The organism is Mycobacterium sp. ACS4054, assembly GCF_001667275.1.
GTDB lineage: Bacteria > Actinomycetota > Actinomycetes > Mycobacteriales > Mycobacteriaceae > Mycobacterium.
This window is the reverse complement of the sequence record NZ_LZHV01000061.1, coordinates 112,128-136,650: the sequence shown is the minus strand read 5'-3', so window position 1 is coordinate 136,650 and position 24,523 is coordinate 112,128. Positions and strand designations below refer to the sequence as shown.

Genomic DNA, 24,523 nt, shown 5'->3' with positions numbered 1-24,523 from the left:
CGCTACCTCCTATGAGAATTAAGGGTCCGGTTGGCTGCATGTGCGGCAATGTGATTCGCCGCAACAAACCCGAAGGTCATCGCGGGGCCGATGGTGGCGCCCGCCCCGGCGTAGCTGCGTCCCATCACCGGCGCGGAGGTGTTTCCCACCGCGTACAGCCCGGGCAGCACGCTGTCATCGTCGGTCAGCACCCGCGCGTATTCGTCGGTGCGCAGGCCACCCGAGGTGCCGAGGTCGCCGAGGACGATCCGGAACGCGTAGTAGGGCGGGTCGCCCAGCGGGTGCAGGTTCGGGTTGGGCAGGGTCGGATCGCCGTAGTAGTTGTCGTAGACGCTGTCGCCCCGGCGGAAATCGTCGTCGTGACCCGTGCGGGCGAGTTCGTTGAAGCGGCGGGCGGTTTCGGCCAGATTCGCGGCCGGCACGCCGATCGCGGCGGCCATCTCCTCCCACGTCCCCGCCGCCTTGACGACGCCGGATTCGAGCCAAGCCCGGGGGACCTTACGGCCCGTGGGCACCGGCGCACCCGGGATCTTGGGGATGGGAAGGTGCCCGCCGATGACATAGCGATTCCACGACCTGTGGTCGGTGATCAGCCAGCAGGGGATGTGGGTGACCCCGCTCTGGTGGCCATCGATCATGGCGTGGCCAAAATCCATGTAGGGCGCCGCCTCGTTGATGAAGCGCTTGCCGTCGCCGTTGACGATGAACTGTGCCGGCATCATGCGTTCGTTGAGCATGAATTGCATGCGGCCATCCGGCCATTGGATGGCGGGAAACCACCACGCCTCGTCGAGCAGGTCGGTTGCGGCGCCCAGCTTTTGGGCCGCGCGGATGCCGTCTCCCATGGCGGCGGGGTTACCGAAACTCCAGTCCTGGTCCACCACGGGCAGCAGTTCCTTGCGCCAGGCCAGGTCGTGGTCGAAGCCGCCGGAAGCCAGGATGACGCCGCAGCGCGCGCCGATCCGCTGCTGGATTCCATTTCGTTCCACCGCCGCACCCGTCACCGCGCCGTCGGCGTCGGTGAGCAACTCGGTCATCGGCGAGTCCAGCCACAGCGGGATGCCACGTTCGGTCATGGTCAGTCTGAGGCGGGCGGCCAGGGACTGCCCGATGGCGGCCATCCGCTCGCCGAACACCCGCGCCCTGACCATCCGCGCGATCAGCTTGAGCAGTACGCCCTTGCCGGCCCAGGATTGCCGGATCCGGTAGAAGGCCCGAAGTTCCTTGGGTCCCAGCCAGATTCCCTTGGGCGCCAGTGCGAGGGGTCGCAGGAGGCGCCGCTCGTCGGGGCCCAGCGCGCGCAGGTCGATGGGCGGCACGTTGATCGTGCTGCCGAGTTCGGACCCGCCGGGAAGTTCCGGATAGTAGTCCGCGTAACCGGGCTTCCAGACGAATTCACACCAGCCGGAGAGCCGTTCGAGCAAGGCGAGCATCATTGGTGCGGATTCGACGTACTGCCGTATCCGCGCCTCGCTGACGAGTCCGTCGGTGATCCGCCGCAGGTACTCGACCACACCCTCGGGTGCCGGCGCGTAGCCCTCCCTGCGCTGCGCGGGCGCCCCCGGCACCCAGATGCCGCCCCCGGACAGCGCGGTGGAACCACCGAAGTACGAGGACTTCTCCACGACCAGCGCGTCCAGGCCGGCGGCGTTGGCCGTCAGGGCGGCGGTCATCCCTCCGCCGCCCGATCCGACGACGAGCACGTCGACCACGTGGTCGAAACCGTCCGCCGCGCCGGTCATTTCGGCACGGCCGTTCTGATGGCGAAGCCGGCGATCAGTTCTTCGGCCGGTTTGTAGTAGCGCTCGACGGTGTCGTAGGGCCCGCCGCGGGCCAGCGCCGCGAACGCCGCGACCCAGGTTCGGATTTCCTGGGCCGAGCTGCCGCCCTCGTGGGCGACGAACGAGTTCGACCACTGGTCGAGTTCGTCCAGCCACCCGCCGTCGATGATCTCGAGAAAGCGCTGATCCCACACCGGGTTCAACGCCTGCAGGTCGCTGTCGCCGGCCGCGAAGCGCTTGGCCGCGTCGATCACGGCGGCCTGCCGGGCCTGCCGCTGCTCGGCCGTCATCGGCCGGCCGTGCACGATGCGCTCGAGCACCGGCGGCGGCGCGGTGGCCGGCGTGGGCACCGGCGGGCTGTGTGAAAGGCCGCCGGATCCCAGCAGCAACACCCGCTTGTCCAACGTGGCCAGATACGAGCCGACCGCGGTCCCAAGCGCACGGCAACGACGTAATGGCCCCAGCGGCACGCCGATCGCGTTGATGAAGATCGGTATCACCGGGCGGGAAGTGGCCTCTCCGAACAGCTTCTCGAGCGGCTGGACGGTGCCGTGGTCCACCTCCATGCAGGCCGAAACCGCGATGTCGACCCCGGCGTCGAGCACGGCTTCCGCGCACTCGGTGGCGAGCTGCTCGGGAACGTGCAGCGGGCCGGCATGGGTGCCGTAATCCCCAACCCCGTTGGCGCTCGTGCCGATACAGAAGGGCGGCATCATCTTGTGGAAGAACCCGTTGTAGTGGTCCGGGGAGAAGATGACGACGAGTTCGGGGTCGTAGTCGGCGACGAACCGTCGCGCGTCGGCGATCGCGGCTTCGATGTCGTCAAGCAGGTCCTGCGGCGGCCCCGGAAGATTCAGGAGCGGGCTGTGCGACATACAGCACAGAGCCAGTGCCACTTTGCGTGTCACCCCCTCTCGGGGTGAGGGGGAGCGCGGCAAGGAGCGCGGCGCTCAGGTCGGGGGCGCGCTGGGCGATGCAGGCGCCGGCGATGCACCGATCGGGACGCAGGAACAACACCGACTCCTGGTGGGTGTCGAACCACGATTTGACGGCACCGCTACCGTCGCCGACGATCACGACGTCGGGATCGTCGTGTCCGGTCCAATGCAGCTGGGTCAGGGGTCGCAGCGCAATGAACTTCGCGCCCAGCGCTTTCCAGTTCGCGAAGGCGACGTCGCCGAGTATCTTGCGCGGGTTGTTGTTCCAGCACAGCACGGCGAACCAGTCGCCGATTACGTCGTCCAGCAACACGTCCCGCTGCTCGCGGGTGTCGACCCGTGGCTGGATGAACAGGGTGCCCACCGGTGAATCCGCCCGCCCGGGCGCGCTGTGCACGACGGCACCCTGCTCGTAACGGGGCATCGGTTTGAACCGCATCTCCAGGACATAGCGCTTGAGCGACGGGACGATCGACGCGGAGCGCACCAGGAGGTCGCGCGCGCCGGCCACCCTGCGGTTGGTCGGCGAGATCACTCGACCCACCATGGTGGAGAGGTCGATCATCGCTCGCGCGTGCTTGCGCCGCTCGATGTCGTAGGTGTCCAGCAGCTTCTCGTCGGCCCGGCCGCTCACGACCGCGGCGAGCTTCCAACCGAGATTGGCAGCGTCGCGGATTCCGCTGTTGTAGCCCTGGCCCTGCCAGACCGGCATCAGGTGCGCGGCGTCCCCGGCCAGCAGCAGCCGGCCCTTGCGGAACGCGCCGGCGATCCGCGAGTGGTGGGTATAGACGCGCCGCCGGATCACGTCGACGCGCTCCGGGTGCGGCACCATCCGGGCCAGCATCTGGGTCAGGAACGCCGGGTCTTCGGCCTGCTCGTCGGTTTCGTCGGCGTGAATCATGAACTCGAACCGCCGGATTCCGTGCGCGATCGAGATCGAGGCGTACGGACGTTCGGGGTCGGCGCCGACCTCGCTGTTGGGGTGGCCGAGCGGGTCGTTGGCGACGTCGACCACCAGCCAGCGCGTCGAGGATGTCGTCCCGTCGAAGGACACGCCCATCATGCGGCGGGTCATGCTGCGACCGCCGTCGCAGCCGACCACGTAACGCGTTCGTAGGCTGGACGATTCGTGGTCGCGTCCGCCACCGAGTTCGACGGTCACGCCGTCGGCGTCTTCCCGGCATGCCGTCATCGGACGTCCCCACCACACGTCGACGTGCTCGAAACGGTCCAAGCCGGCCAGCAGTTCGGCGTCGACAAGCGGTTGGACGAAGCCGTTACGCTTCGGCCAACCGAAACGCGCGTCGGGCGGGGCCATTTCGGCGAGCACGCGGCGCTTGGCGTCGACGAAACGCAGGATCTGGTTGGGCACCGTGTGCGGGACGACCCGGTCGGCCAGCCCCACCGACTGGAACGTCCGCAGCGCCTCGTCGTCGAGCCCCACCCCACGTGGATAGTCGATCAGCGTGTCGCGTTCTTCGACCACGACCGTGCGGATGCCGCGCAGGCCAAGGATATTGGCTAACGTCAGGCCGACCGGTCCCGCCCCGACCACGACTACGTCGGTCTCGATTCCCGCCCGCTCGACCATCACCGCCCCAACAGGAAGTCGAGGTGTAAACGATTGAAGGTCTTCGGATCCTCGTACTGCGGCCAGTGCCCGCAGCCGGGCATCACCTCGAAGCGCGCGCCCGGGATCATCGACGCGATGCGGCGACCCTCGGCGACGTCGGCGGTGGGGTCGTCGCTGGTCCACAGCACCAGCGTCGGCGCGATGATCGCGCCGTATTCGTCCGGGCCGATGATGTTGCGCGCCCGAATCTCGGGGTCCTGCAACGCCATGATGTCGCGCATGGCATCGACGAATCCCGGTTGGCGATAGACGCGTTGGCGGCTGGCGACCAAGTCGTCGTAGTCCTTGGACTTGTCCGCCATCAACCACTTGATCCGCGCTTGGACCGTCTCCCACGTCGGGTCCTCGGCGGCCGCCATCGACAGGGTGATGATCCGCTTCATCACCACGGGATCGGCTTGGGAACCGCCGGCGGTGTTGAGGACGAGCCGGTCCACCACGTCGGGATGGTCGATCGCGGCGCGGGCCGCCACCCAGCCGCCCAGCGATTCGCCGCTGATGCCGGCGCGATCGACGCCGATGGTGCGCAGGACGGCCATCAGGTGCTCGACGTAGTGGCGGACCTCCAGCGGGTGGCCCGGCTTGTCGGTGTAACCGTGGCCCAGCATGTCGATGGACCAGGTCCAGAAGTGCTCGGCGTGCGCGGCGAGGTTGCGCACGTACGCCTCGGCGTGGCCGCCGGACCCGTGCAGCAGCATCAGCACCGGGTTGCCCGGGTCGCCGGCCCGCAGGTAGCGGGTCCGCACGCCGCCGGCCTGGAGGTAGCCCTGCTCAAACGCGACGCCCTGAAGATCGCTCCAGATGCTCTCGAACTCCGCCACGATCCCTCTCTGGCCCAAAGTCGGGGAAATCTCGTTCTCGTTTTTGACGTATCGTGTGTGCTAATATCGCACACTAATGTGCGTTATATATAGAGCTTCGCTCTCGGGCCTGGGTCTGTCAAGGCTGTGACGGGTTCGGGAACCGGTTCGCAGACGCTGGCCCGGGGGCTGACCGCGCTGCAAATGGTCGCGGAGTCCCCCGCCGGGCTCACCGTGCAGCAGCTCGCCGACCAAGTCGGGGTGCATCGCACGATCGCCTACCGGCTGCTGACGACGCTGGCGGAGTTCCGGCTGGTGGCCAAGGGAGAGGACGGGCGCTATCGGCCCGCCGCCGGACTCGCCGTTCTGGGCGCGTCATTCGACCGCAACGTGCGCCAACTCAGCCTGCCAACGCTGCGTGCGCTGGCCGACGAGCTCGGCACCACGGTGTCGTTGCTCATCGCCGAGGGCGACCAGCAGGTGGCCATCGCGGTGATCGTGCCCAGCCACGTGGCCTACCAACTGTCGTTTCACGAAGGCAGCCGCTACCCCCTGAACCGCGGCGCCGCCGGAATCGCCTTGCTCGCGAGCATGCCCCCGCGTCCGGGGGAACGGGACCTGGTCACCCGCGCACGCGAATGCGGGTGGGTGACCACGTACGGCGAAATCGAGCCGAACACCTACGGCCTCGCCGTCGCGGTGCGCCGCCCGGCCCCGTCCCCGCCAACCTGCATCAACCTCATCTCGCACCGGGAAGACGTGGTGATGCGCGGAAAAGACGCAGTCGTCAAAGCCGCGAGGCAGTTGTCCGAACTGCTGAGCTGAAGGGATACCGATCCATGTCGTGGGACATGCAAGCCGACGTAGTCGTACTCGGCAGTGGTGGCGCCGGGCTTACCGCCGCCCTCACCGCGGTGGCGTCCGGGGCTTCGGTGGAGGTCTTCGAGAAGGCGCCAACCGTTGGCGGCACCACCGCGGTGTCGGGCGGCGTGGTGTGGATTCCCGCCCATAATCGTTCGCCCGAAGGGGAATTGACGACCGCCGACGCGCTGCGATACCTGCGCGCGCAATCCCTCGGCTCGATGGACGACGAGCTGGTCGAGACGTTCGTGCACACCGGTCCGGCCATGCTCGACTTCGTCGAGGCACACAGCGGCCTGCGCTTCGAGATCGCCACCGGTTTCCCCGACTATCAGCCCGAGTTGCCGGGCGGGCAACCGACCGGAGGCCGATCGCTTACTGCCGCTCCCTTCGATCTCGCGCAGTTGGGCGAATGGGCCACGCGGATCACGTCGTTTCCCGCCGACTGGTCCAACGTCGGTTTCGACGCCGAGACCAGGGCGCGTCTGCACGCGGCGATCGACGAACGAACCAGCCACCTCTGCGTCGCCGGCACCGCGTTGATCGCGGGGCTCCTCAAAGGCCTGCTGGACGCCGGGGTCACCCCGCACACCGGCGCGCGCGCCGAACAACTGATCGCCGAGGGCGGAGAAATCACCGGGGTGCGGATCAGCCTTGCGGGACGCACCGTCAACGTTCGCGCCCGGCACGGCGTCATCCTGGGCACCGGCGGCTTCGAATGGGATCCCGCTCTGGCGCAGGCCTTTCTGCGTGGCCCGATGCACGGCGCGGTCTCTCCGCCAAACAACACCGGGGACGGTCTGCGCATGGCGATGGCACACGGCGCCGACCTGGCGAACATGGGTGAGGCCTGGTGGGTACCGATCGTGCAGATCCCCGGCGACACCATCGACGGCAAGCCCCGCAGTCGCAGCGTGCGGTTGGAACGAACGCGGCCACGCAGCATCATCGTCAACTCGGCGGGGCGCCGCTTCGTCAACGAGGCATGCGATTACAACTCGATGGCCGGCGCCTTCCACTACCTCGATCCCCGCGGTGGCTACGTCAACGACCGCGGCTGGATGGTGTTCGATGCAATTCACTTGCAGCGCTACGGATTCCTGGGTGTCGAACCGGGGCAGCCCGTTCCGGACTGGTTCTGCGAGTCGGCCGACCTCACCGAGTTGGCCGCCAAGGCGGGCATCGACGCCAACGGCTTGATCCGCACCGTCGAGGACTGGAACCGCCACGTGGCCGCGGGGGCCGACCCCGACTTCGGGCGCGGATCCAGTGCCTACGACGGCTATTGGGGCGACGACAGCGCGACCACCCTCGCCGGCAAGACCCTCGGCCCGATCGACACCGCCCCCTACTATGCGGTGCCCGTGTGCATCGGCGCGATGGGCACCAAGGGCGGCCCCCGCACCGATCGCGACGGGCGCGTGCTGCACGTCGGCGGCGACCCGATACCCGGGCTGTTCGCCGCGGGCAATGCGATGGGGGGCGTCACCGGACGGGCCTATGGCGGTGCGGGCGGGACACTGGGTCCGGCAATGGTTTTCGGTTACCGCGCCGGCCACGCGGCCGCCACCGGGAAGTCCGTCGACCTGAAGTAGCGGGCCGCGAATGTGGGTGGCGGCCTATCGCGCGATCGGCAGCTCGATGCAAACGTGGGTGCCCACCGGCCCGTCGAGGAAGATGAACCTTCCCCCGGCGGCCTCGATGCGGGCCCGGTGGGAAGCGACTCCGATGTGGCCTTCGCCCAGGCGGCGCGCCATCGTCTCGTCGTCGAACCCCACGCCGTTGTCGTTTACATGCAAGACGCAGGTCTCGTCGGTGATGCCGAGCATGATCGAGGCGCTGTCGGCCCGCGAATGTTGCACCACGTTGGACAGCAGTTCGCGCACGGCACCGAAGACCACCGGGTCGATCTCGCTGCGAATCGGGTAATCGATGTCGGTCTGAATCTCGATACCGGATCGTTGCGCGGTGACGGTGGCCAGTTGCTGAACCGCGGCCGCCAAGCCGACCTGCTCGAGGACGGCCGGATGCAGCTCAAAAGTCGCCTGCCGCAGTCGCTCCGAGGCCAGTTGCAGACCGGCCATCGCGCGCGCGACGCGGTCATCACCGGGCAGCGCCGCGTCCAACTCGACGAGTTCCTGACGCACCGCCAGGATGTCCTGCAGCGGGCCGTCGTGAATGGATTCCGATATCCGCCGCTGCTCGACGTCGGACGCGGTCATGGTCTGAGCGAGCAGCTCCTCGCGCAGCGTGCTGAGCCCGGCCACCGAACGGGTGTGCCGCTCCTCGACCCGAACGGCCACAAACGCGGTGACACACAGGAATCCGTACAGCAGGAACCGAAACGTGGCCTCGGTGACGCCGATCGAGCCGACCATCTCCGGGTCCTCGAGGACCGCGATCGCGAAACCCACCATCGAAAAGATCAGCACGACCGTCGCCCGCCGGGACGAGACGTCGAGGCCGATCAGGATCGGCAGCGCCGTCATGATGAGGAGGGGATGGAGGCCGTTGGTGGACAAAACCTGGAAGACCGTCAGCACGACCACGTCGATGACGGTGAACGTGAAGGGCTCCAGGCGGCCGACCTGGGCCAGCCGGCCCCGGCCGAGCGATCGCCGGCTGCGCGGGAAGGCCAGCGCCAGCGCGCACGTCGCGACGACCGCGTACGCCACGATCAGCTGAGTTTGCTGAGCCCACTCCGACCGGCGGGTGCCGCTGAGCATCGCGGCCACCATGAGGCCCACCACGCCGACCCGCAGGACCGACGCGAGCCGGTAGGAGCGCAGCTGGTGAAGCTTGCGCACCCGGCCCAGTTCCGCGTCGCTGGCGACCGCCACGCGAACACCGTACTCACCCGCGCGGTCATCTCACGGCAAAGCGCCCGGACACGCATCGCACTTTTCTCCAATTTGATCGACGCTTTGCGGGCTAAACTCATCGCCATGGCCGGCCCAGCGACGCCCGACATGGTGCGGGTGGTTGTGGGCGACGATCACCCGCTCTTTCGTGAGGGCGTGGTGCGTGCGCTCTCGGCGAGCGGTTCGGTGGATGTGGTCGCCGAGGCGGAGGACGGCTCGGCGGCATTGGAATTGATCAAGCAGCACCGGCCCGACGTCGCCCTGCTCGATTTCCGGATGCCCCGCATGGACGGCGGCCAGGTGGCGGCGGCGGTGCGCAAGCAGGAACTGCCGACCCGCGTGCTGCTGATTTCGGCCCACGACGAGCCCGCCATCGTGTACCAGGCACTGCAGCAGGGCGCCGCCGGGTTCGTGCTGAAGGACTCGACCCGCAGCGAGATCGTCAAGGCCGTCCTCGACTGCGCGCAGGGCCGCGACGTGGTGGCGCCCGCCCTGGTCGGGGGCCTCACCGCGGAGATCCGCCACCGGGCCGAGCCGACCGGACCCGTCCTGTCCGCGCGAGAACGCGAGGTGCTGAACCGGATCGCGCGTGGTCAAAGCATCCCCGCGATCGCCGGCGAACTGTACGTCGCCCCGTCGACGGTCAAGACGCACGTGCAACGCCTCTACGAAAAGCTCGGCGTCAGCGATCGCGCGGCCGCCGTCGCCGAGGCGATGCGGCAAGGACTGCTCAGCTAGCGGCCGACCAGTGGTCCGGCTCGCTGACGGCCGCCGCCCCCTCCGCCCGCAGCGCGTTCGCGAAGGCCGCGGCCTCGGCCACCAGGTGGCGAGCGCGGCGCTCCACCTCGTAGAGGTGGCCGGCGCTCACACCGGCGCGGGTCAGCTCGCGTCGGGCGAAAACCAGTGGGTCGACGCCGGAGGGGTGGTTGGTGCGGTAGGTGACCGCCTCGACCATGCTGGGTCCGGCGCCGGCGCTCGCGCGATCCGCCGCCTGGGAGACCGAATCATACACGGCTCCAACGTTTTTGCCGTCCACCGACAGCACCGGTAGTCCGTGGCGCTCCCGCGGGCCCCGGCGCACGCCGGATGCCTCGCGGATGTTCTCGACGACGAACACCACGGGGAGCCGCCACGACAACGCTATGGCGGCGGCCGATTTGAACTCCGCGGAATTCACCGCGTCATCCCCGATGACGCACAGCGTGACGTTGCCCTCGCCGGCCACCTGCTGGGCATAGGCGTCACCAAGGGCGAACAGGATCGACTGCCGCAACGGGTCCGCGCCGGCGAAGATCTGCTTCCATTCGGTCGCGAACGGGCTTTCCTTGCGACCGACGGCCACGGCCGGGCGGGGGGTGATCATCTCGGCGATGGCCGGCCCCAGGGGCAGGAGGTGGCCGACCCGCTGGGCGTGCTCGAAATGGCGGATCGAGGTGCTCATGATGTCGCCCGGCCGCAGGGCGGCGATGGTTCCGACGGCCACGGCCTCCTGGCCGAACGCGGCCACCATGGGTCCGTTGAGCAACCCGTCGATGCGCGACTCTTCGAGCGCCATGTCGAGCAGTCGCAGGACCCACATGCGGCGGTACAGCTCCAGCTGCTCACCGACGTTTGCGGCCGACATTTCGGGGTTGCGAGCCATCTGCGGGGTCTCCTCACTCATCGCGGATCGTGCCGTTGGGCACAAGATCAAGGTAGGGAGATTTGCCCGGCCGCAACTCCGCCGATCGGTCCGCGAACGGGGTGAATCCCGGTTCCCCCGATCGGGGGACACGAAGAGCGCTTAGTCCTGGTCGCAGGGGGTCGGCGAGAGCAGCTGGTCGGCCGCCGAGTACGGGTCCTGGTCACCGTCGACGACGGTCTGGGCGAGCCGGTCGAGCTCCGGCCTGCCCCGCAGCCGGGTTTGGGCCAGCGACAGGATCTGCGCCCGGGCGCGCGCCCGCCGGCGGGCGCGGCTGTCGGCGCGGTGGTGGTCTTCGATCGCGGCCACCAGCTCCGCAATCCCCTCGCCGCGGTCGGCGACGAGACTCACGATCGGCGCATCGGTCTCGGCGCGCAGATCCCGCACGGTCTGTTCGGCGCCGTCGCGGTCCGCCTTGTTGACGACGACGATGTCGGCGACCTCCAGCACGCCCGCCTTGGCGGCCTGGATCGCGTCGCCGGCACCGGGATTGAGGATGACGACGGTCGGGTCGGCGACGGCGGCGATCTCGATCTCGGACTGGCCCACCCCCACCGTCTCCAGCAGGACCACGTGGTAACCGATCGCCCCGAGCAGCCGGATGGCCGCGGGGACCGCGGCGGCCAGGCCCCCGAGGTGACCGCGGGTGGCCACCGACCGGATCAGCACGTCGGAGTCGTTGATGTGCGCGGCCATTCGGATTCGGTCGCCCAGCAGGGCCCCCCCGCTGAACGGTGACGACGGGTCCACGGCCAGCACCGCCACCCGGTCCCCCCGCTCCCGGTAGGCGCCGACGAGGGCGGCGATGGTCGTGGACTTGCCCGCGCCCGGCGGCCCGGTAATGCCGATGACGTTCACCGGTGACGGTTCGATACCGGCGAGCACCTCGTCGCGGCGTTCGCCCTCGACCAGGGAAAGGAGCCGACCCGCCGCGCGCGGAGATCCCTTGCGCGCGCCCTCGATCAGCTCGGCGATGTCCATTTAGGGGGCTGGCACCTCGATGACGGTGGCCGACCCCATGCCGCCGCCCGCGCACATGGCCGCGACCCCGATGCCGCCGCCGCGGCGGCGCAATTCATGAATCAGCGTGACGAGCATCCGGGCTCCCGTCGCCGCCACCGGGTGGCCCAACGAGCACCCGCTGCCGCTCACGTTGACCATGTCGGGGTCGAGCTCGAGCAGCTTGACGGTGGCCACGCACATCGCGGCGAAGGCCTCGTTGATCTCGAAGAGGTCGACGTCGGCGACCGAAAGCCCGCCGCGCGCAAGGGCTTTCGGGATCGCCTCGACCGGCGCCAGCCCGGTGATCGCCGGGTCGACCCCGACGGACGCCCAGGACCGCACGGTGGCCAGAGCCGGGAGGCCAAGCCCGTCGCTCGCGATGGTCAGCACGGCCGCACCGTCGTTGGCGCCGCAGGCGTTGCCCGCCGTGATCGAAAAGCCCTCGATTTCGGGGTGTAGCGGCTTGAGCGCGGCCAGCTTCTCCATGGTGGTGTCGCGGCGCGGGTGTTCGTCGACCGTGAACAGCCCGTGCGGCGTGTCGATTCCGACGATCTCTTCTTTGAAGCGGCCCTCGTCGATCGCGGCGATGGCGTTGCGGTGCGAGCGCAGCGCCCACGCGTCCATCTCCTCGCGACTCACGCCGGCCTTGACGGCGGCGTTCCAGCCGACGGTGATCGACATGTCGAGGTTGGGCGCCTCGGGGCTGTCGGGGTGGGTCGGGGGAAACCAGTCGACCCACTCCCCGTCGGCGTGGATCCGGGAGCGCGGCGAGGTGGAGGCCGAGTTGACCCCTCCGGCGATCACCAGCTGATCCATGCCGGCACGCACGCTCGCCGCCGCGCTCTGCACCGCCGCCTGGCCGGCCGCGCAGTGGCGATTGTTCGCCAGGCCGGGCACCTGGGTCAGGCCGGCGGTGATGGCCGCGTGGCGCGCGATGACGCCGCCGCCATACAGCCCCTCCCCGAGGATCACGTCGTCGACCTGCATGGGGTCCAAGTCCCTGACGGCTTCGGAGACCACGTGGTGCGCGAGGTCGAAGGCGCTGGTGTCGCGCAGCGTGCCCTTGCGGGCAGTGCCAATGGGCGTGCGTAGGGCGGACACGATGACGGCGTCAGGCACGGGTCTTCTCCGTTCAGCGAGCGCGTTGCGGGAGTTCGACGACCCCCGCGATTTATGAGAACACTATTCTCTCATTCTGAGAGTCAGCGTTGCAAGGAGCGGTCGGCTCGCGAGCAGTCGCAAAATCGCATATACCAGCATCGCGGGGTGCGATTCTGCGTCTGCTCGCCAACCAGGAGGCTCGTCGGCAATGGACGGAATGATCGCGGTTCCGGGCGGCAACGTGTGGTTCGAGCGCGTCGGCGGCGGACCGGGCCTTCCCCTGCTCGTCGTGCACGGCGGGCCCGGGTTGCCGCACACCTACCTGCGTTCGCTTCAGCGGTTGGCCGACGAGCGCGAAGTCATCTTCTGGGACCAGCTCGGATGCGGCAACTCCGAGCGCCCCACGAACCGCGAACTCTGGACCATGCAACGGTCGGTGGCCGAAATGGACGCCGTCGTAAAGGGCCTCGGCCTCAACGGCTTTCACCTCTTCGGCAACTCGTGGGGCGGGATGATGGCGCAGCAGTACGCGCTCGACGTGCCGTCGCGAGCCGTCAGCCTCACCATTTCGAACAGCATCGCGTCCATCCCACAGTTCTCGCAGATGGTGGCCCGGCTGAAAACCGAACTCGATCCCGAAACGCAATCCGCCATCGATCGGCACGAGGCCGCCGGTACCACGCATGCGGCGGAATACCAGGATGCCATCCGCACCTGGAACGAGACCTACCTGTGCCGCGTGCGCCCTTGGCCCGCAGAGCTTTTGGAAGCCTTCGCCAACATGGGCACCGACATCTTCGAGACCATGTTCGGGCCGAGCGACTTTCGCATCGTGGGGACGGTCCGCGACTGGGACGTCTTCGACCGGTTAGCCGAAATCACCCTGCCGACCCTCATCCTCGCCGGCAGGTTCGACGAATGCGTGCCCGAACACATGTGGGAGATGCATCGACGCATCGCCGGCTCGCGCTATGAGCTGTTCGAGTCGACCGCTCACATGCCCTTCATCGAGGAGCCGGACAAGTTCGACCGAGTGATGCGCGACTTTCTGCGGCTGCACGACTGAGCGGCGCCCTCAGTTCTTGCCGGCCGCCAGCTTGGTGACGATCGTCCGGAAGTCTTCGGTCGTGAACGACTGCTGCTCGGCCGACAGGGCATAGTCCAGGCTGGCCAGCACCGCCCGCTCGAGGTGGATGTTGAGCACCCGCTTGGTGCTTTCGACCGCCTGCTGGGGCAGCTCCAAAATCTTCTTGGCACAAGCGATCGCCTCCGCGAGCGGGTCGGCGGCGACGTGGTTGGCCAGCCCGAGTTCGACGGCGCGTTGCGCGCTGATCCGGGTGCCCGTCAACGCGAACTCCTTGGCCAGCAGCAGGCTGATGTGCAGCGGCCAGGTCAGCGGACCGCCGTCGGCGGCAACCAATCCCACCTGCACGTGCGGATCAGCGAGGTAGGCCTCTTCGGCGATATAGACGATGTCGCTCAGCGCCACCAGGCTGCAGCCGAGCCCCACGGCCGGGCCGTTGACCGCGGCCACCACCGGAATACGGCAGCGCGCCATGCCCAGCACGATCTCGCGGCCGTCCCGAATGGTCTTGGCCCGCAGGTCCGCATCGGCCGACAGCTCCTTGAGATACGAGAAGTCCCCGCCGGCCGAAAACGCCCTGCCCGCCCCGGTGATGACCGCCGCGCGGGCGGTGGGGTCATCGGTCAATCTCTGCCACAGGCGCGCGAGCCCGACGTGCAGGTCGTCGTTGACCGAATTGAGCGAGTCCGGCCGGTTCAAGGTGATGATCCGCAGCGGACCGTCGGCTTGGACGTCGATTTCGGCAGGCATGTCGTACACGTCAGACTCCTTCTATGGTCGTGACCCGCTTCACCCGGGCTACGCCCGCGTTCGCGATCACTCCTTCTATAGTCGTGACCCGCTTCACCCGGGCTACGCCCGCGTTCGCGATCACTCCTTCTATAGTCGTGACCCGCTTCACCCGGGCTACGCCCGCGTTCGCGATCACTCCGCCAATCCCAAAATGCGTGAAGCGATGATGTTCTTCTGTATCTGCGATGTCCCGCCCATCACGCTCTGCGCGCGGCTGTACAGGTACGCGCCGAGCAGGTCCGGATCGCGGGTCCCGGTGACCGCCAGCGCGGCGTGTCCCACGGATTGCTCGACCCAGGTCATCAGCAGCTTGTCGAGCGAGCCTTCGGGCCCGTGCGACACCCCGTCCAGCTGTTCGGACAACCGCCGCCGGACGTGATGGGTGAGCATCTCCGACTGAACCGCCGCCCACGCGAGCTCTTCGGACACCGGTCCGTCGTTGCGGGCGTACAGGCTTCGCACCAGCTTGCCGTAGCGGGCGGCGTAACCGAGCGTCGAGGGTTCGCGTTCGTGGCCGACGACGGTCATGGCGACCGCCCACCCGTCGCCCGGGGCTCCGACCATCCGGTCGGCCGGTATCTTCGCGTCGTCGAAGAACACCTGGCCGAATTCGTTGGTCACGCCGTTGATCATGCGCAGCGGGCGCTGTTGCACCCCAGGCTGTTTCATCTGAAGCACGAAGGCCGACAGGCCGCGGTGCCGCTTGGCGTCGGGATCGGTGCGGGCCAGCAGCAGGCACCAGTCCGCGACATCGGAGTAGCTGGTCCAGATCTTGTGCCCGTTCACCACGTAGGTGTCGCCCTCCAGGCGCGCGGTCGTGGTCAGCGAGGCCAGGTCCGAGCCCGCGCCGGGCTCGCTGAAGCCCTGACACCAGCGCTCCGTGCCGTCGATGATGCCCGGCAGGAACCGTTGGCGCACTTCGTCATTGGCGTGCCGGCCGATCCCGTAGATCAGATAACCCACACTGGGACGCGGCGGGGCGCCGGCCCGGGCGAGTTCCTCGTCCACGATGACGTCATAGACCGGCGGCAATTCCTGCCCGCCGTACGCCCGGGGAAACGACAGCCCGAAGAAGCCCTCGCGGTACAGGGCCCGGTGCCAATCGGCCTGACGGGCCCAGTACTCGTCGCCGGACCCGGAGAATTCCTTCGCGTGCACGGCAAGCCAGGACCGCAGTCGCTGCCGGAAGGCGGCTTCTTCTGGTGAGTCACGAAAGTCCAAGATCGATCTCCTTCAACGCGACGGGCCACAGCTCCGTCGAGATCAGGGCGCGGCGCAGGTGGACATGCACCAGGCAGTCCCAAGTGTTGCCGATCCCGCCGTGCACCTGAATGGCCGTCTCGCAGACGGTTCGGGCGGCGCGCGCGCAGTAGACCTTGGCCATCTGCGCGGCACGGATGGCGTCGGCGGGCGGCAGCTCGTCGACCGCCCATGCGGCGTGCCGAGACACGCTGATCGAACCTTCAATCAGTGCAAGGCTTTCGGCCAGCAGATGGGCGACGGCCTGATAAGACCCGATCTGCTTGCCGTATTGCTCGCGGATCTTGGCGTAGTCGACCGCGACGGCGTGCGCACCCCGGGCGACACCGACCAGGTCCGCCGTCGTGGCGACCAGCGCGAGCGCTCGCCATTGCGCCGCGACGTCGGCGGACACTTCGCCCAGCGCCACCGGCGTTCCCGCGATCGTGGCGTCGCTTCGGGTCAGGTCCACACCATCGATCAAGTCCTGAACTTCGGCGGCGAGCACCCCGCCATCGGAAACCCAAAGGGCTCGCTGGGCGCCCCGCGCGTCGATGGCGCGACCGTCGACCGCGATTGTCGCGCCCGCGCCGTCGGCGCCGACGTGGCGGGCCAGGTCGTCGGCGAGCACCGGACCGAGAAACGGAGTGTCGACCAGCCGGCGCCCGAATTCCTCGGCGACGATGGCCACCTCGACGCCCGACGCCCCGTCGGAGCGCAGTGACCGCCAGCCCGTCCCGGCAATCTGCTTGTCCAGACGCGCAATTCGGCCCTGGTCGTCGAGATCCTGGACCGCCGAGGGCCCCAGGTCATCGGCGAACTTGGCGGCGGCGTCGCGCAGTTGCTGTTGTTCAGCTGTCAGACGTACATCCATAGCGCTCCTTCAGCACTCGGCGCAGTACCTTGCCCGAGGGCAGGCGAGGAATGTCGGGCACGAACACCACCCGGCTGAGGTGTTTGTAGGAAGCCAGCCGCTGATCCACCCGGGCGGTGAGTTCACCGGCATCGACGGGCGCGCACGTCGCGACGGCGGCGACCACCGCCTCCCCGTTGAGCCCGTCGGGCACACCGAACACCGCGCAGTCTTTGACGGCCGGGTGGCCGTGCAACACCGTCTCGATTTCGGCGGGCGCGACCTGAAAGCCGCGCACCTTGATCATCTCCTTGCGGCGGTCGGTGATGCGCAGCCAGCCGCCGGTGTCGATCCAGCCGACGTCGCCGGTGCGGTACCAGCCGTCGTCGATTACCTCGGCGGTCGCTTCCGGCGGCAGGTAACCGGCCATCAGCGACGCGGACCGCGCCTGAATCTCCCCGATCTCCCCCGGGCAGACGGGCTCGCCCGTCTCCAGCGAGACCACCCGCACGTCCACGCCCGGCACGGGACGCCCAACGGAATCCAGGCGCGCGCCCTCGATCGGATTGCACGCGATGACAGGCAGTTCCGTGGTCCCGTAGGCCGGGACCCAGCCCACGCCGGTGCGCCGCGTCACGGTCCGCGCGACGTCGGCGCTCACGGGCGTGGCGCCCCACATGATGTAGCGCAGCGAGGACAGGTCATAGGACTCGAGCCTGGGATGCGAGGCGATGGCCAGCGCGATGGGTGCGACCGCCATTTCGACTGTGATGCGGTCGTTTTCGATGTGATGCAGCATCCGTTCGATGTCGAACCGGGAATGCAGCCGCAGGCTGGCCCCGGTGCGCAGGGCCGTGAGGATGTTGAGCAGGCCGAGGATGTGCGACGGCGGCGTGGCGATCTGGATGCGGTCGTGCCGGGTCAGCTGCAACGCCTCACGCCACTGCCGCACGGCCTCGTCGAGCGCCGCGTGGGTGTGCCGGACGGCCTTCGGCAACCCGGTGGTGCCGGAACTGAACACCAGCACCGCGTCGGACGCCTGCGGCGGTACCGCGTTCGTCGGCTCGCCGGGGGCGACGGGCTCGTCGAGGTGCAGCATCGGCATGACACCGGCCAGCACCGGATGGTCCCCGACGGCGTGCGCCGGTTCGGTGATTGCGAGCGCGTGGTCCACCTCGTCGCGCTTCCAGGCCGGGCTGAGGAGCACCGCCGTGGCGGCCAGCCGCCAGATTCCCAGCACGGCTGTGACGAATTCCGGGCGGTTGGACGCCATCACCGCGACCCGCTGACCTGCCGCGACACCGTTCTTGGCCAGGGCTGCGGCCCAGCCGTCGGCCAGCGCGTCGAGCTGGGCCGGGCTGAAACGCCGTTCCTCGAACACGACCGCGGCCGGCTCGGTCACGTCCCGTCCTTCCCTGACAGGCCGGGCTGACCTGACATCCCCACAAGCTTGAGAAGATCCTATCGCTCTGTGAGAATAGTATTCTCTATAGTGAAGAATGCAAGTACGGGAGGGGGCGGTCGAGGTGACAGTCACCCGAAGCATCGAGGAGACCCCACGGGTGACAAATCCGTCAAACGGCTCCGGCGCGGGCACGGTGACCATCCACATGGACCGCAAGAAGGTCTCGGTGCCGCTGGTCCCCGGCGAGACGCTCTTGCAGAGCGCGCGGCGGGCCGGCCTGGAACCGCCGTTCAGTTGCGAGGCCGGTAACTGCGGCACGTGCATGGCCAAGCTCGAGGAGGGCCACGCGACCATGCGGGTGAACGACGCTCTGGACGATGACGAGGTCGCCGAGGGCTACATTTTGACGTGCCAGGGCGTGCCGGATTCGGAGTCGGTCACGGTGCGCTACGAGTAGCGGCCCGAGGAGAGGTGGCGGCGATGGCCAAGGGAATCATGTACGTCGAAAGTCGGCCCAGTTCGCCCGAACGCGAACAGGAATACAACACCTGGTACGACGAAGTCCACATACCCGAACTGCTGGCGCTCGACGGAATAGTCGCGGCGCGACGGCTGCGCCCCGTTGACGGGCAGGGCCCCTATATCGCCATCTACGAACTCGAGGGCGACGACCTGCAGGCCATCTTGGACAACATGATCGCCAACGCCGGCCAGCTGCACATGTCCGACGCCCTGTTACTGGATCCCGCGCCCATTCCGAAACTGTTCAAGACGACCAGCGAGCGGAGCCGCTAATCCCGATGGCGACGTGTCGATGACGCCGAGCGTGCGGCTGGCCGCACAGTCGAGCCCGAGTGTGCGGCCAGCCGCACACTCGGCGGATTAGTCGCTCAATTCCGGCGGCGGCCGGTATTGCGGCTCGTAGCCCGAGACGTGGATCGGGCTCCCGACGAGGCGGAAATCCCCCGCGGTCACAACGACTTCCGGCGTCGCGTCGAGCGCCTCGGGCAGCGTCCGGACCGCCGCCGCCGGCACCCCGAGCGGGCGCAGCCGCCGCTCCCAGCCGGCGGCGCTGTCGGTGGCCAGCATCGCCGTGACGACGGCCAGCACCTCGTCGCGGCGGGCCACACGCTCGGCCATCGTTTCGAAACCCCCGATGCCCGCTTCGGCGGCGAACGACTTCCAGAAGCCGTCGTGCGTGATGAACAGCGCCAGATACCCGTCGGCGGTCGGAAAGAGTTGGGCCGGAACATAGTAGGAATGCGCCCCGTGGGGCCGCCGCTGTGGCCGGACCCCGCTGTTGAGATACGCGGAGGCGTGATAGTTCAGCTGCGAGAGCATGACGTCGCGCAGCGAGACGTCGACTTGGCCGCCGGTGCCCGAGATGATCTTGGCCAACAGCCCCAGCGCCGCGGTCATCCCGGTGGAGTTGTCGGCCGACGAGTAACCCGGCAGGGTCGGGGGGCCGTCCGGGTCACCGGTCAGGGCGGCGGTGCCCACACCGGCCTGCACCACATAGTCGAAGGCGGGATCGTCGCCGCCGTACAGGCCGAAGCCCGTAATCGCCACGCACACGATGCGCTCGTTGTGCCGTCGCAGCGTCTCATACGTCAACCCAAGACGGCGGATCGCCGATGGCTTCAGATTGACCAGCAGCGCATGCGATTCGGCCACCAGCTCACCCAGGCGTTGCTGACCCGTATCCGAGTTCAGGTCCAGACAGATGCTCGACTTGTTGCGGTTGAGGCTGGCGAAGTAGGTGGCCCCGACACCGCGGGAGATCTCGCCGCCACGCGGTTCGATCTTGGTGACCTCGGCGCCCAGGTCGGCGAGCAGCATGGTCGCGTACGGGCCGGCCAGCATCGTGCCGACCTCGAGGATGCGTATCCCCGCGAGCGGTCCGGTAGACGTCACCGCAATTCCGTTGCGAGCGCGGCGATCATCTCACGGGTGCGGCGCTTGGAGGCGACCAGCTCCTCGCGGTTGTCCCCGATGGGCAGCAGCCGCACCGACAGGTCGGTCACGCCGGCGTCGGCGAATCGGCGCATCCGGGTCAGGATGGCCTGCTCGTCACCGGCCGCACACAGGTCGCCGACATCGCGGGCATCACCGCGGTCCAGCAGCCGCTGGTAGTTCGGCGACACCTCGGCCTCACCCAGGATCCGGTTGGCCCGCTCCTTGGCCTCGTCGACTTGTGCCGGCGCACAAAGGCATACCGGGATGCCTGCGACGATGCGCGGCGCGGGGCGTCCGGCGTCGGCGGCGGCTTTGGTGATCTTCGGCGCGATGTGGTCTCCGATGGCCCGCTCGTCGGCCATCCACAGCACGGTGCCGTCGGCGAGCTCACCGGCGATCTGCAGCATCACCGGCCCCAGCGCGGCGAGCAGCACCGGCATCGGAGTGTCCGCGCCGATCGCCAGCGGATTGTGCACGGTGAACGAATCATTTTCGACGTCAACCGGTCCCGGCCCGGCGATAGCGGCGTTGAGCACCTGCAGGTAGTCGCGGGTGTAGGCGGCCGGCTTCTGGTACGGCACGCCGAGCATGTCACGGATGATCCAGTGGTGCGACGGCCCGACGCCCAGCGCCAACCGTCCACCCGCCACGGCATGCGTCGAGAGCGCTTGGCGGGCAAGGGCGATCGGATGCTGGGCCTGCAGCGGCACCACCGCCGTGCCCAGCTCGATGCGCGAGCTGTGCGCGGCCATCAGCGAAACCATGGTCAGGCAGTCGAAGTCGTTGGGCACCTGCGGCATCCACGCGGTGTCCAGCCCCGCGGCCTCGGCCCATGCGATGTCCGAGGCCAGCCTGTCCACCTTGCGGGCCATGTCGCCGCGCTCGGCGCCGATCATCACTCCGACGCGCACTGTTCCTCCACGGGTTCGGGGGTGCCGGTCAGGGTGCGGATTTCCCGCACCAGCACGTCGAGCGGTGTGCCGGTGGGGAATACCGCTGCGGCGCCGGCGGAGAGCAGCTTGGGCACGTCGGCGTGCGGGATCGTTCCCCCGACGACGACGGCGCCGTGGGCGGCGTCGGCGGCCCGCAGCGCCTCGATGGTGCGGGCGGTGAGCGCCAGGTGCGCGCCGGACAGGATGCTCAAGCCCACGACCGCGACGTCCTCCTGGACGGCGATCGAGGCGATGTCCTCGATGCGCTGCCGGATGCCGGTATAGATCACCTCGAAACCGGCGTCGCGCAGGGTGCGGGCGACGATCTTGGCGCCACGGTCGTGGCCGTCCAGGCCGGGCTTGGCGACGAGAATCCGGGCCGCCACTAGAACACCACCGGTTGCTGGAACTCGCCCCACACCGCCTTGAGCGCGGCGACCATTTCGCCGACCGTGCAATAGGCGTTGGCGCAGTCGATCAGCTTGTGCATCAAATTGTCGTCTCCTTCGGCGGCGCGCGACAGCGCCGTCAAACTGGATTGCACCGCGGCCGAATCCCTTTCGGCCTTCACCTTGGAGAGGCGCTTCAGCTGAAGATCGCGGCCCTCCGCGTCCAGTTCGTAGGTCACGACATCGGGTTCGGGCTCGTCGGTCACGAACCGGTTGACTCCGACGACGGGCCGGGAGCCACCCTCGATGTCCTGATGCACGCGGTAGGCCTCGTCGGCGATCAGGCCCTGCAGGTAGCCGTCCTCGATGGCGTGGACCATGCCGCCGTGTCGTTCCAGGTCGTCCATGATCTCTACGATCCGGGCTTCGGTCGCGTCGGTCAGTGACTCGACGAAGTAGGAGCCCCCCAGGGGGTCGGCGACGCTGGCGACGCCCGTCTCATAGGCGAGGATCTGCTGAGTGCGCAGCGCCAGTGTTGTGGTTTCTTCGGTGGGCAGGGCGAACGGTTCGTCCCACGCGGCGGTGAACATCGACTGCACACCGCCCAAGACCGCGGCCATCGCCTCGTACGCGACCCGGACGACGTTGTTGTGCGCCTGCGGCGCGTACAGCGACGCGCCGCCGCACACGCAGCCAAAGCGGAACATCGATGCCTTGTCCGTGGTCGCCCCGTACCGCTCCCGCACGATCGTCGCCCAACGGCGCCGCCCCGCACGGTATTTGGCGATTTCTTCGAAGAAGTCCCCATGGGTGTAGAAGAAGAAGGAGATCTGCGGGGCGAACTGGTCGATCGTCATCCGACCCCGCTCCACCACGGTGTCGCAATACGTCACCCCGTCGGCGAGGGTGAACGCCATCTCCTGCACCGCGTTGGCGCCCGCGTCGCGAAAATGCGCGCCCGCCACCGAAATCGCGTTGAAGCGTGGCACCTCGGCCGCGCAGAACTCGATCGTGTCCGCGATCAGCCGCAGCGACGGCTCCGGCGGCCAGATCCAGGTTCCCCGGGACGCGTACTCCTTGAGGATGTCGTTCTGGATGGTGCCGGTCAGCTTCGCCCGCGGCACCCCCTTCTTCTCCGCGGCCGCGACGTAGAACGCCAGCAGGATGGCCGCCGTCCCGTTGATCGTCATGCTCGTGCTGAGCTTGTCCAGCGGGATGCCGTCGAACAGGATCTCGAAGTCGGCCAGGGTGTCCACCGCGACGCCGACGCGGCCGACCTCCTCGCCGAACTCGGGATCATCGGAGTCGTAGCCGCACTGGGTCGGCAGGTCCAGCGCCACCGACAGCCCCGTCCCGCCTTGCTCGAGCAGGTAGCGGTAGCGGCGATTGGATTCCTCGGCGGTGCCGAAGCCCGAATACTGGCGCAGCGTCCAGAGCTTGCCGCGGTAGCCGGACGCGAAGTTACCCCGGGTGAACGGGAATTCCCCCGGCGCCGGAGGAGGCGCCGCAATGTCCCCCGGGCCGTACACCGGCGCAAGTGGAATGCCGGATGGTGTCTGGGCAGCGTTATCCATCGATGAATAACGTACTTGCAAAAAAAGAGAATGCCAATACCGTATGCCTGACCTGGTCAAATACGTCCGGGCGGCTACGCCCGGCAGAGGATTTCGCCGTGCGGGAGGGCGATCCAGCCGTCGGGGGCGCCGGCCCAGGCGCGCCACGCCGCGGCGATCTCGTCGAGTTGCGCCGGCGTGGCCAAACCGAGGCTCAGCAGGTCGCTCGAGATCCGCGAGTGCAGTATCCGGTCCGCCCACATCCCGCCCCACCACTCACGGGTGCTGGGGGTCGCGTAGCACCACACACTGCCCGACGGCGTGACGTCGTCGAAGCCCGCCTGTTGGGCCCAGGACAGCAGCCGCCGTCCCGCATCGGGCTCGCCGCCGTTCGCACGGGCGGCCCGTTCGTAGAGATCGCGCCACAGATCGAGCGCCGGCAGTTGCGGAAACCAGATGAATCCCGCGTAGTCGGCGTCCCGCGCGGCCACCACGCCCCCGGGTGCGCATACCCGCCTCATCTCGCGCAGGGCCGTCACCGGATCGGCAACGTGTTGCAGCACCTGATGCGCGTGCACGACGTCGAATGTGCCGTCGGCAAAGTCGAGCCGGTGCACGTCGGCGGTCGCGAACGAAACGTTCGACAGGCCTCGTCGCTCGATCTCGCCGCGGGCCACGCCCAGGACGTCGGCCACCTGGTCGACGGCCGTGACGGGCCCGGGTGCGACGAGGGCGGCGAGGTCGGCGGTGATCGTCCCGGGACCGCACCCGATGTCCAGCACGGACAGGCCGGGCTTCAGGTGGGGCAGCAGGTAGGCGGCCGAGTCCTGCGCGGTGCGCCGCTGGTGGCTGCGGAGCACCGACTCGTGGTGGCCGTGGGTGTAGGTGGCTCCGCGCTCGTCGGTCATTCCTGAAAGCGTACCGGCTCATCCATAATATGAATCAGTTGTCTCGATATGTGAGATCAGTCCACGGGCACGTTGAGGATGGGCAAGTCGACCCCGGCGCCCGGGCCGTCAAAGTGCCACCACTCCCCCGAGTACGGCGCCAACCCGCCGTATTTCATTGCGTTCCGCAGCGCGGCCCGGTTCGCCTGGGCGTCGACGCTGACCCCCTGGGTGGCGAAAGCGTTTGCGCGGGAGGAAAAGTCGTCGAAGTCGGTGCCCATGTCGGCCAGGCATAGTCCGTCCGCGTGTTGCCCGGACGCGCACGGCTGCTGCGTCGTGGTGAACGTGACGTCCACCGAGCGCCCCGACTCATGACTGCGCGCGTACGGGCCGGGGCGCGCGACCCACGCGGGGTTGGGCACGGCGTTGAACATCTTGACCTGGACGTCATGCGGCCGGTAGCAGTCCCAGAACACCAGGACGTGCCCCTGCGGGCGCAGCGCCGACGCGGCCGCCGCCAGCCCCGGCGCCAAGGATTGATGCACCAGGCATCGCGCGTCGGAGGGGTACAGCTGCGTGTGGGTGAAGTTGTTGGTCGTCGCGTAGCGCAGGTCGATGATGGCGTCGGGAACGACGCCGCGGACGTCGACGAATCCGGCCGCGCGCGCCGCATCGCTCACGGGCGGAACGTCGGGACCCGCCTGGGCCGTAACCCCGGGGATCGCGGCCGTGGCGACCGCAAGCGCGAGAACCGCGGGTAAAACACGCATCCGGC

General features: G+C 68.5%; 24 protein-coding genes. 6 read left to right on the top strand and 18 right to left on the bottom strand.

Going from position 1 to position 24,523, the window contains the following annotated elements:
* Nucleotides 1-2: 2 nt before the first annotated feature.
* The 4 genes from A5730_RS19205 to A5730_RS19190 are packed head-to-tail and all read right to left on the bottom strand — an operon-like array spanning nucleotide 3 to nucleotide 5,173.
* Nucleotides 3-1,742, bottom strand: a complete 1,740-nt coding sequence (locus A5730_RS19205; protein WP_067903814.1) for an FAD-binding protein — start codon at nucleotides 1,740-1,742, stop codon at nucleotides 3-5.
* Complete coding sequence (locus A5730_RS19200) at nucleotides 1,739-2,656, bottom strand: 3-carboxyethylcatechol 2,3-dioxygenase (protein WP_067903811.1); 918 nt, start codon at nucleotides 2,654-2,656, stop codon at nucleotides 1,739-1,741. Before A5730_RS19200 ends, A5730_RS19205 begins: the two co-directional genes overlap by 4 nt.
* Nucleotides 2,604-4,310, bottom strand: a complete 1,707-nt coding sequence (locus A5730_RS19195; RefSeq protein ID WP_067903808.1) for a bifunctional 3-(3-hydroxy-phenyl)propionate/3-hydroxycinnamic acid hydroxylase — start codon at nucleotides 4,308-4,310, stop codon at nucleotides 2,604-2,606. The genes A5730_RS19200 and A5730_RS19195 overlap by 53 nt, the downstream gene beginning before the upstream one ends.
* On the bottom strand, nucleotides 4,310-5,173 hold the full coding sequence (locus A5730_RS19190; protein ID WP_067903805.1) for an alpha/beta fold hydrolase: 864 nt from the start codon (nucleotides 5,171-5,173) through the stop codon (nucleotides 4,310-4,312). The genes A5730_RS19195 and A5730_RS19190 overlap by 1 nt, the downstream gene beginning before the upstream one ends.
* Nucleotides 5,174-5,299: 126 nt before the next feature.
* Here A5730_RS19190 and A5730_RS19185 point away from each other — a divergent pair, with 126 nt between their 5' ends.
* Together A5730_RS19185 and A5730_RS19180 are read left to right on the top strand one after the other, a co-directional pair.
* Nucleotides 5,300-5,977, top strand: a complete 678-nt coding sequence (locus A5730_RS19185) for an IclR family transcriptional regulator (RefSeq protein WP_055401942.1) — start codon at nucleotides 5,300-5,302, stop codon at nucleotides 5,975-5,977.
* 14 nt (nucleotides 5,978-5,991) lie between these two features.
* Nucleotides 5,992-7,608, top strand: a complete 1,617-nt coding sequence (locus A5730_RS19180; RefSeq protein ID WP_067903802.1) for an FAD-dependent oxidoreductase — start codon at nucleotides 5,992-5,994, stop codon at nucleotides 7,606-7,608.
* A 24-nt stretch (nucleotides 7,609-7,632) separates the two neighbouring features.
* Here A5730_RS19180 and A5730_RS19175 read toward each other — a convergent pair whose 3' ends face one another.
* Complete coding sequence (locus A5730_RS19175; protein WP_067903799.1) at nucleotides 7,633-8,853, bottom strand: sensor histidine kinase; 1,221 nt, start codon at nucleotides 8,851-8,853, stop codon at nucleotides 7,633-7,635.
* 105 nt (nucleotides 8,854-8,958) lie between these two features.
* Between A5730_RS19175 and A5730_RS19170 the strand changes: the two genes are divergently transcribed.
* Nucleotides 8,959-9,612 (top strand): response regulator transcription factor, encoded by a 654-nt coding sequence (locus A5730_RS19170; RefSeq protein WP_067903796.1) that lies wholly within the window; start codon nucleotides 8,959-8,961, stop codon nucleotides 9,610-9,612.
* Here A5730_RS19170 and A5730_RS19165 read toward each other — a convergent pair.
* From A5730_RS19165 to A5730_RS19155, 3 genes are all read right to left on the bottom strand, one after another.
* A complete protein-coding gene (locus tag A5730_RS19165; RefSeq protein WP_067904464.1) occupies nucleotides 9,605-10,498 on the bottom strand; it encodes a thiamine pyrophosphate-dependent enzyme in 894 nt (297 codons plus the stop codon). The two genes, A5730_RS19170 and A5730_RS19165, sit on opposite strands and share 8 nt — an antisense overlap.
* A gap of 159 nt (nucleotides 10,499-10,657) precedes the next feature.
* Complete coding sequence (gene meaB, locus A5730_RS19160; RefSeq protein ID WP_067903793.1) at nucleotides 10,658-11,536, bottom strand: methylmalonyl Co-A mutase-associated GTPase MeaB; 879 nt, start codon at nucleotides 11,534-11,536, stop codon at nucleotides 10,658-10,660.
* Nucleotides 11,537-12,676 (bottom strand): thiolase family protein, encoded by a 1,140-nt coding sequence (locus A5730_RS19155; RefSeq protein WP_067903790.1) that lies wholly within the window; start codon nucleotides 12,674-12,676, stop codon nucleotides 11,537-11,539.
* Nucleotides 12,677-12,866: 190 nt separating this feature from the next.
* Between A5730_RS19155 and A5730_RS19150 the strand changes: the two genes are divergently transcribed.
* Nucleotides 12,867-13,724 (top strand): proline iminopeptidase-family hydrolase, encoded by an 858-nt coding sequence (locus A5730_RS19150; RefSeq protein ID WP_369829898.1) that lies wholly within the window; start codon nucleotides 12,867-12,869, stop codon nucleotides 13,722-13,724.
* 9 nt (nucleotides 13,725-13,733) lie between these two features.
* Here the strand turns inward: A5730_RS19150 and A5730_RS19145 are convergent, their stop codons facing one another.
* From A5730_RS19145 to A5730_RS19130, 4 genes are all read right to left on the bottom strand, one after another.
* Entirely contained in the window at nucleotides 13,734-14,501 is a 768-nt protein-coding gene (locus tag A5730_RS19145; RefSeq protein ID WP_067903787.1) for an enoyl-CoA hydratase/isomerase family protein, read from the bottom strand.
* A gap of 165 nt (nucleotides 14,502-14,666) precedes the next feature.
* Nucleotides 14,667-15,755 carry an acyl-CoA dehydrogenase family protein gene (locus tag A5730_RS19140; protein ID WP_067903784.1) on the bottom strand — a complete coding sequence of 363 codons (1,089 nt, stop codon included), beginning with the start codon at nucleotides 15,753-15,755 and terminating at the stop codon, nucleotides 14,667-14,669.
* Nucleotides 15,742-16,647: an acyl-CoA dehydrogenase family protein gene (locus A5730_RS19135; protein ID WP_067903782.1), complete on the bottom strand. Its 906-nt coding sequence runs from the start codon at nucleotides 16,645-16,647 to the stop codon at nucleotides 15,742-15,744. Before A5730_RS19135 ends, A5730_RS19140 begins: the two co-directional genes overlap by 14 nt.
* Nucleotides 16,625-18,028 carry a class I adenylate-forming enzyme family protein gene (locus A5730_RS19130; protein ID WP_067903779.1) on the bottom strand — a complete coding sequence of 468 codons (1,404 nt, stop codon included), beginning with the start codon at nucleotides 18,026-18,028 and terminating at the stop codon, nucleotides 16,625-16,627. The genes A5730_RS19135 and A5730_RS19130 overlap by 23 nt, the downstream gene beginning before the upstream one ends.
* A gap of 124 nt (nucleotides 18,029-18,152) precedes the next feature.
* On the opposite strand from A5730_RS19130, the gene A5730_RS19125 reads away from it, so the two are divergent.
* Nucleotides 18,153-18,488, top strand: coding sequence for a 2Fe-2S iron-sulfur cluster-binding protein (locus A5730_RS19125; protein WP_067904458.1), 336 nt, complete (start codon nucleotides 18,153-18,155; stop codon nucleotides 18,486-18,488).
* A 23-nt stretch (nucleotides 18,489-18,511) separates the two neighbouring features.
* Nucleotides 18,512-18,826 carry a DUF4286 family protein gene (locus tag A5730_RS19120; protein WP_067904455.1) on the top strand — a complete coding sequence of 105 codons (315 nt, stop codon included), beginning with the start codon at nucleotides 18,512-18,514 and terminating at the stop codon, nucleotides 18,824-18,826.
* 87 nt (nucleotides 18,827-18,913) lie between these two features.
* On the opposite strand, the gene A5730_RS19115 is transcribed toward A5730_RS19120, so the two are convergent.
* From A5730_RS19115 to A5730_RS19090, 6 genes are all read right to left on the bottom strand, one after another.
* Nucleotides 18,914-19,894, bottom strand: a complete 981-nt coding sequence (locus A5730_RS19115; protein ID WP_369829901.1) for a CaiB/BaiF CoA transferase family protein — start codon at nucleotides 19,892-19,894, stop codon at nucleotides 18,914-18,916.
* A 47-nt stretch (nucleotides 19,895-19,941) separates the two neighbouring features.
* Nucleotides 19,942-20,898 (bottom strand): LLM class F420-dependent oxidoreductase, encoded by a 957-nt coding sequence (locus A5730_RS19110; RefSeq protein ID WP_067903774.1) that lies wholly within the window; start codon nucleotides 20,896-20,898, stop codon nucleotides 19,942-19,944.
* Complete coding sequence (locus tag A5730_RS19105) at nucleotides 20,883-21,305, bottom strand: cobalamin B12-binding domain-containing protein (protein ID WP_067903771.1); 423 nt, start codon at nucleotides 21,303-21,305, stop codon at nucleotides 20,883-20,885. The genes A5730_RS19110 and A5730_RS19105 overlap by 16 nt, the downstream gene beginning before the upstream one ends.
* Nucleotides 21,305-22,882 carry a methylmalonyl-CoA mutase family protein gene (locus tag A5730_RS19100; RefSeq protein WP_067903768.1) on the bottom strand — a complete coding sequence of 526 codons (1,578 nt, stop codon included), beginning with the start codon at nucleotides 22,880-22,882 and terminating at the stop codon, nucleotides 21,305-21,307. The genes A5730_RS19105 and A5730_RS19100 overlap by 1 nt, the downstream gene beginning before the upstream one ends.
* A gap of 74 nt (nucleotides 22,883-22,956) precedes the next feature.
* Nucleotides 22,957-23,769 carry a class I SAM-dependent methyltransferase gene (locus A5730_RS19095; protein ID WP_067903765.1) on the bottom strand — a complete coding sequence of 271 codons (813 nt, stop codon included), beginning with the start codon at nucleotides 23,767-23,769 and terminating at the stop codon, nucleotides 22,957-22,959.
* A gap of 56 nt (nucleotides 23,770-23,825) precedes the next feature.
* A complete protein-coding gene (locus A5730_RS19090; RefSeq protein ID WP_067903761.1) occupies nucleotides 23,826-24,518 on the bottom strand; it encodes a M15 family metallopeptidase in 693 nt (230 codons plus the stop codon).
* Nucleotides 24,519-24,523 lie beyond the last annotated feature (5 nt).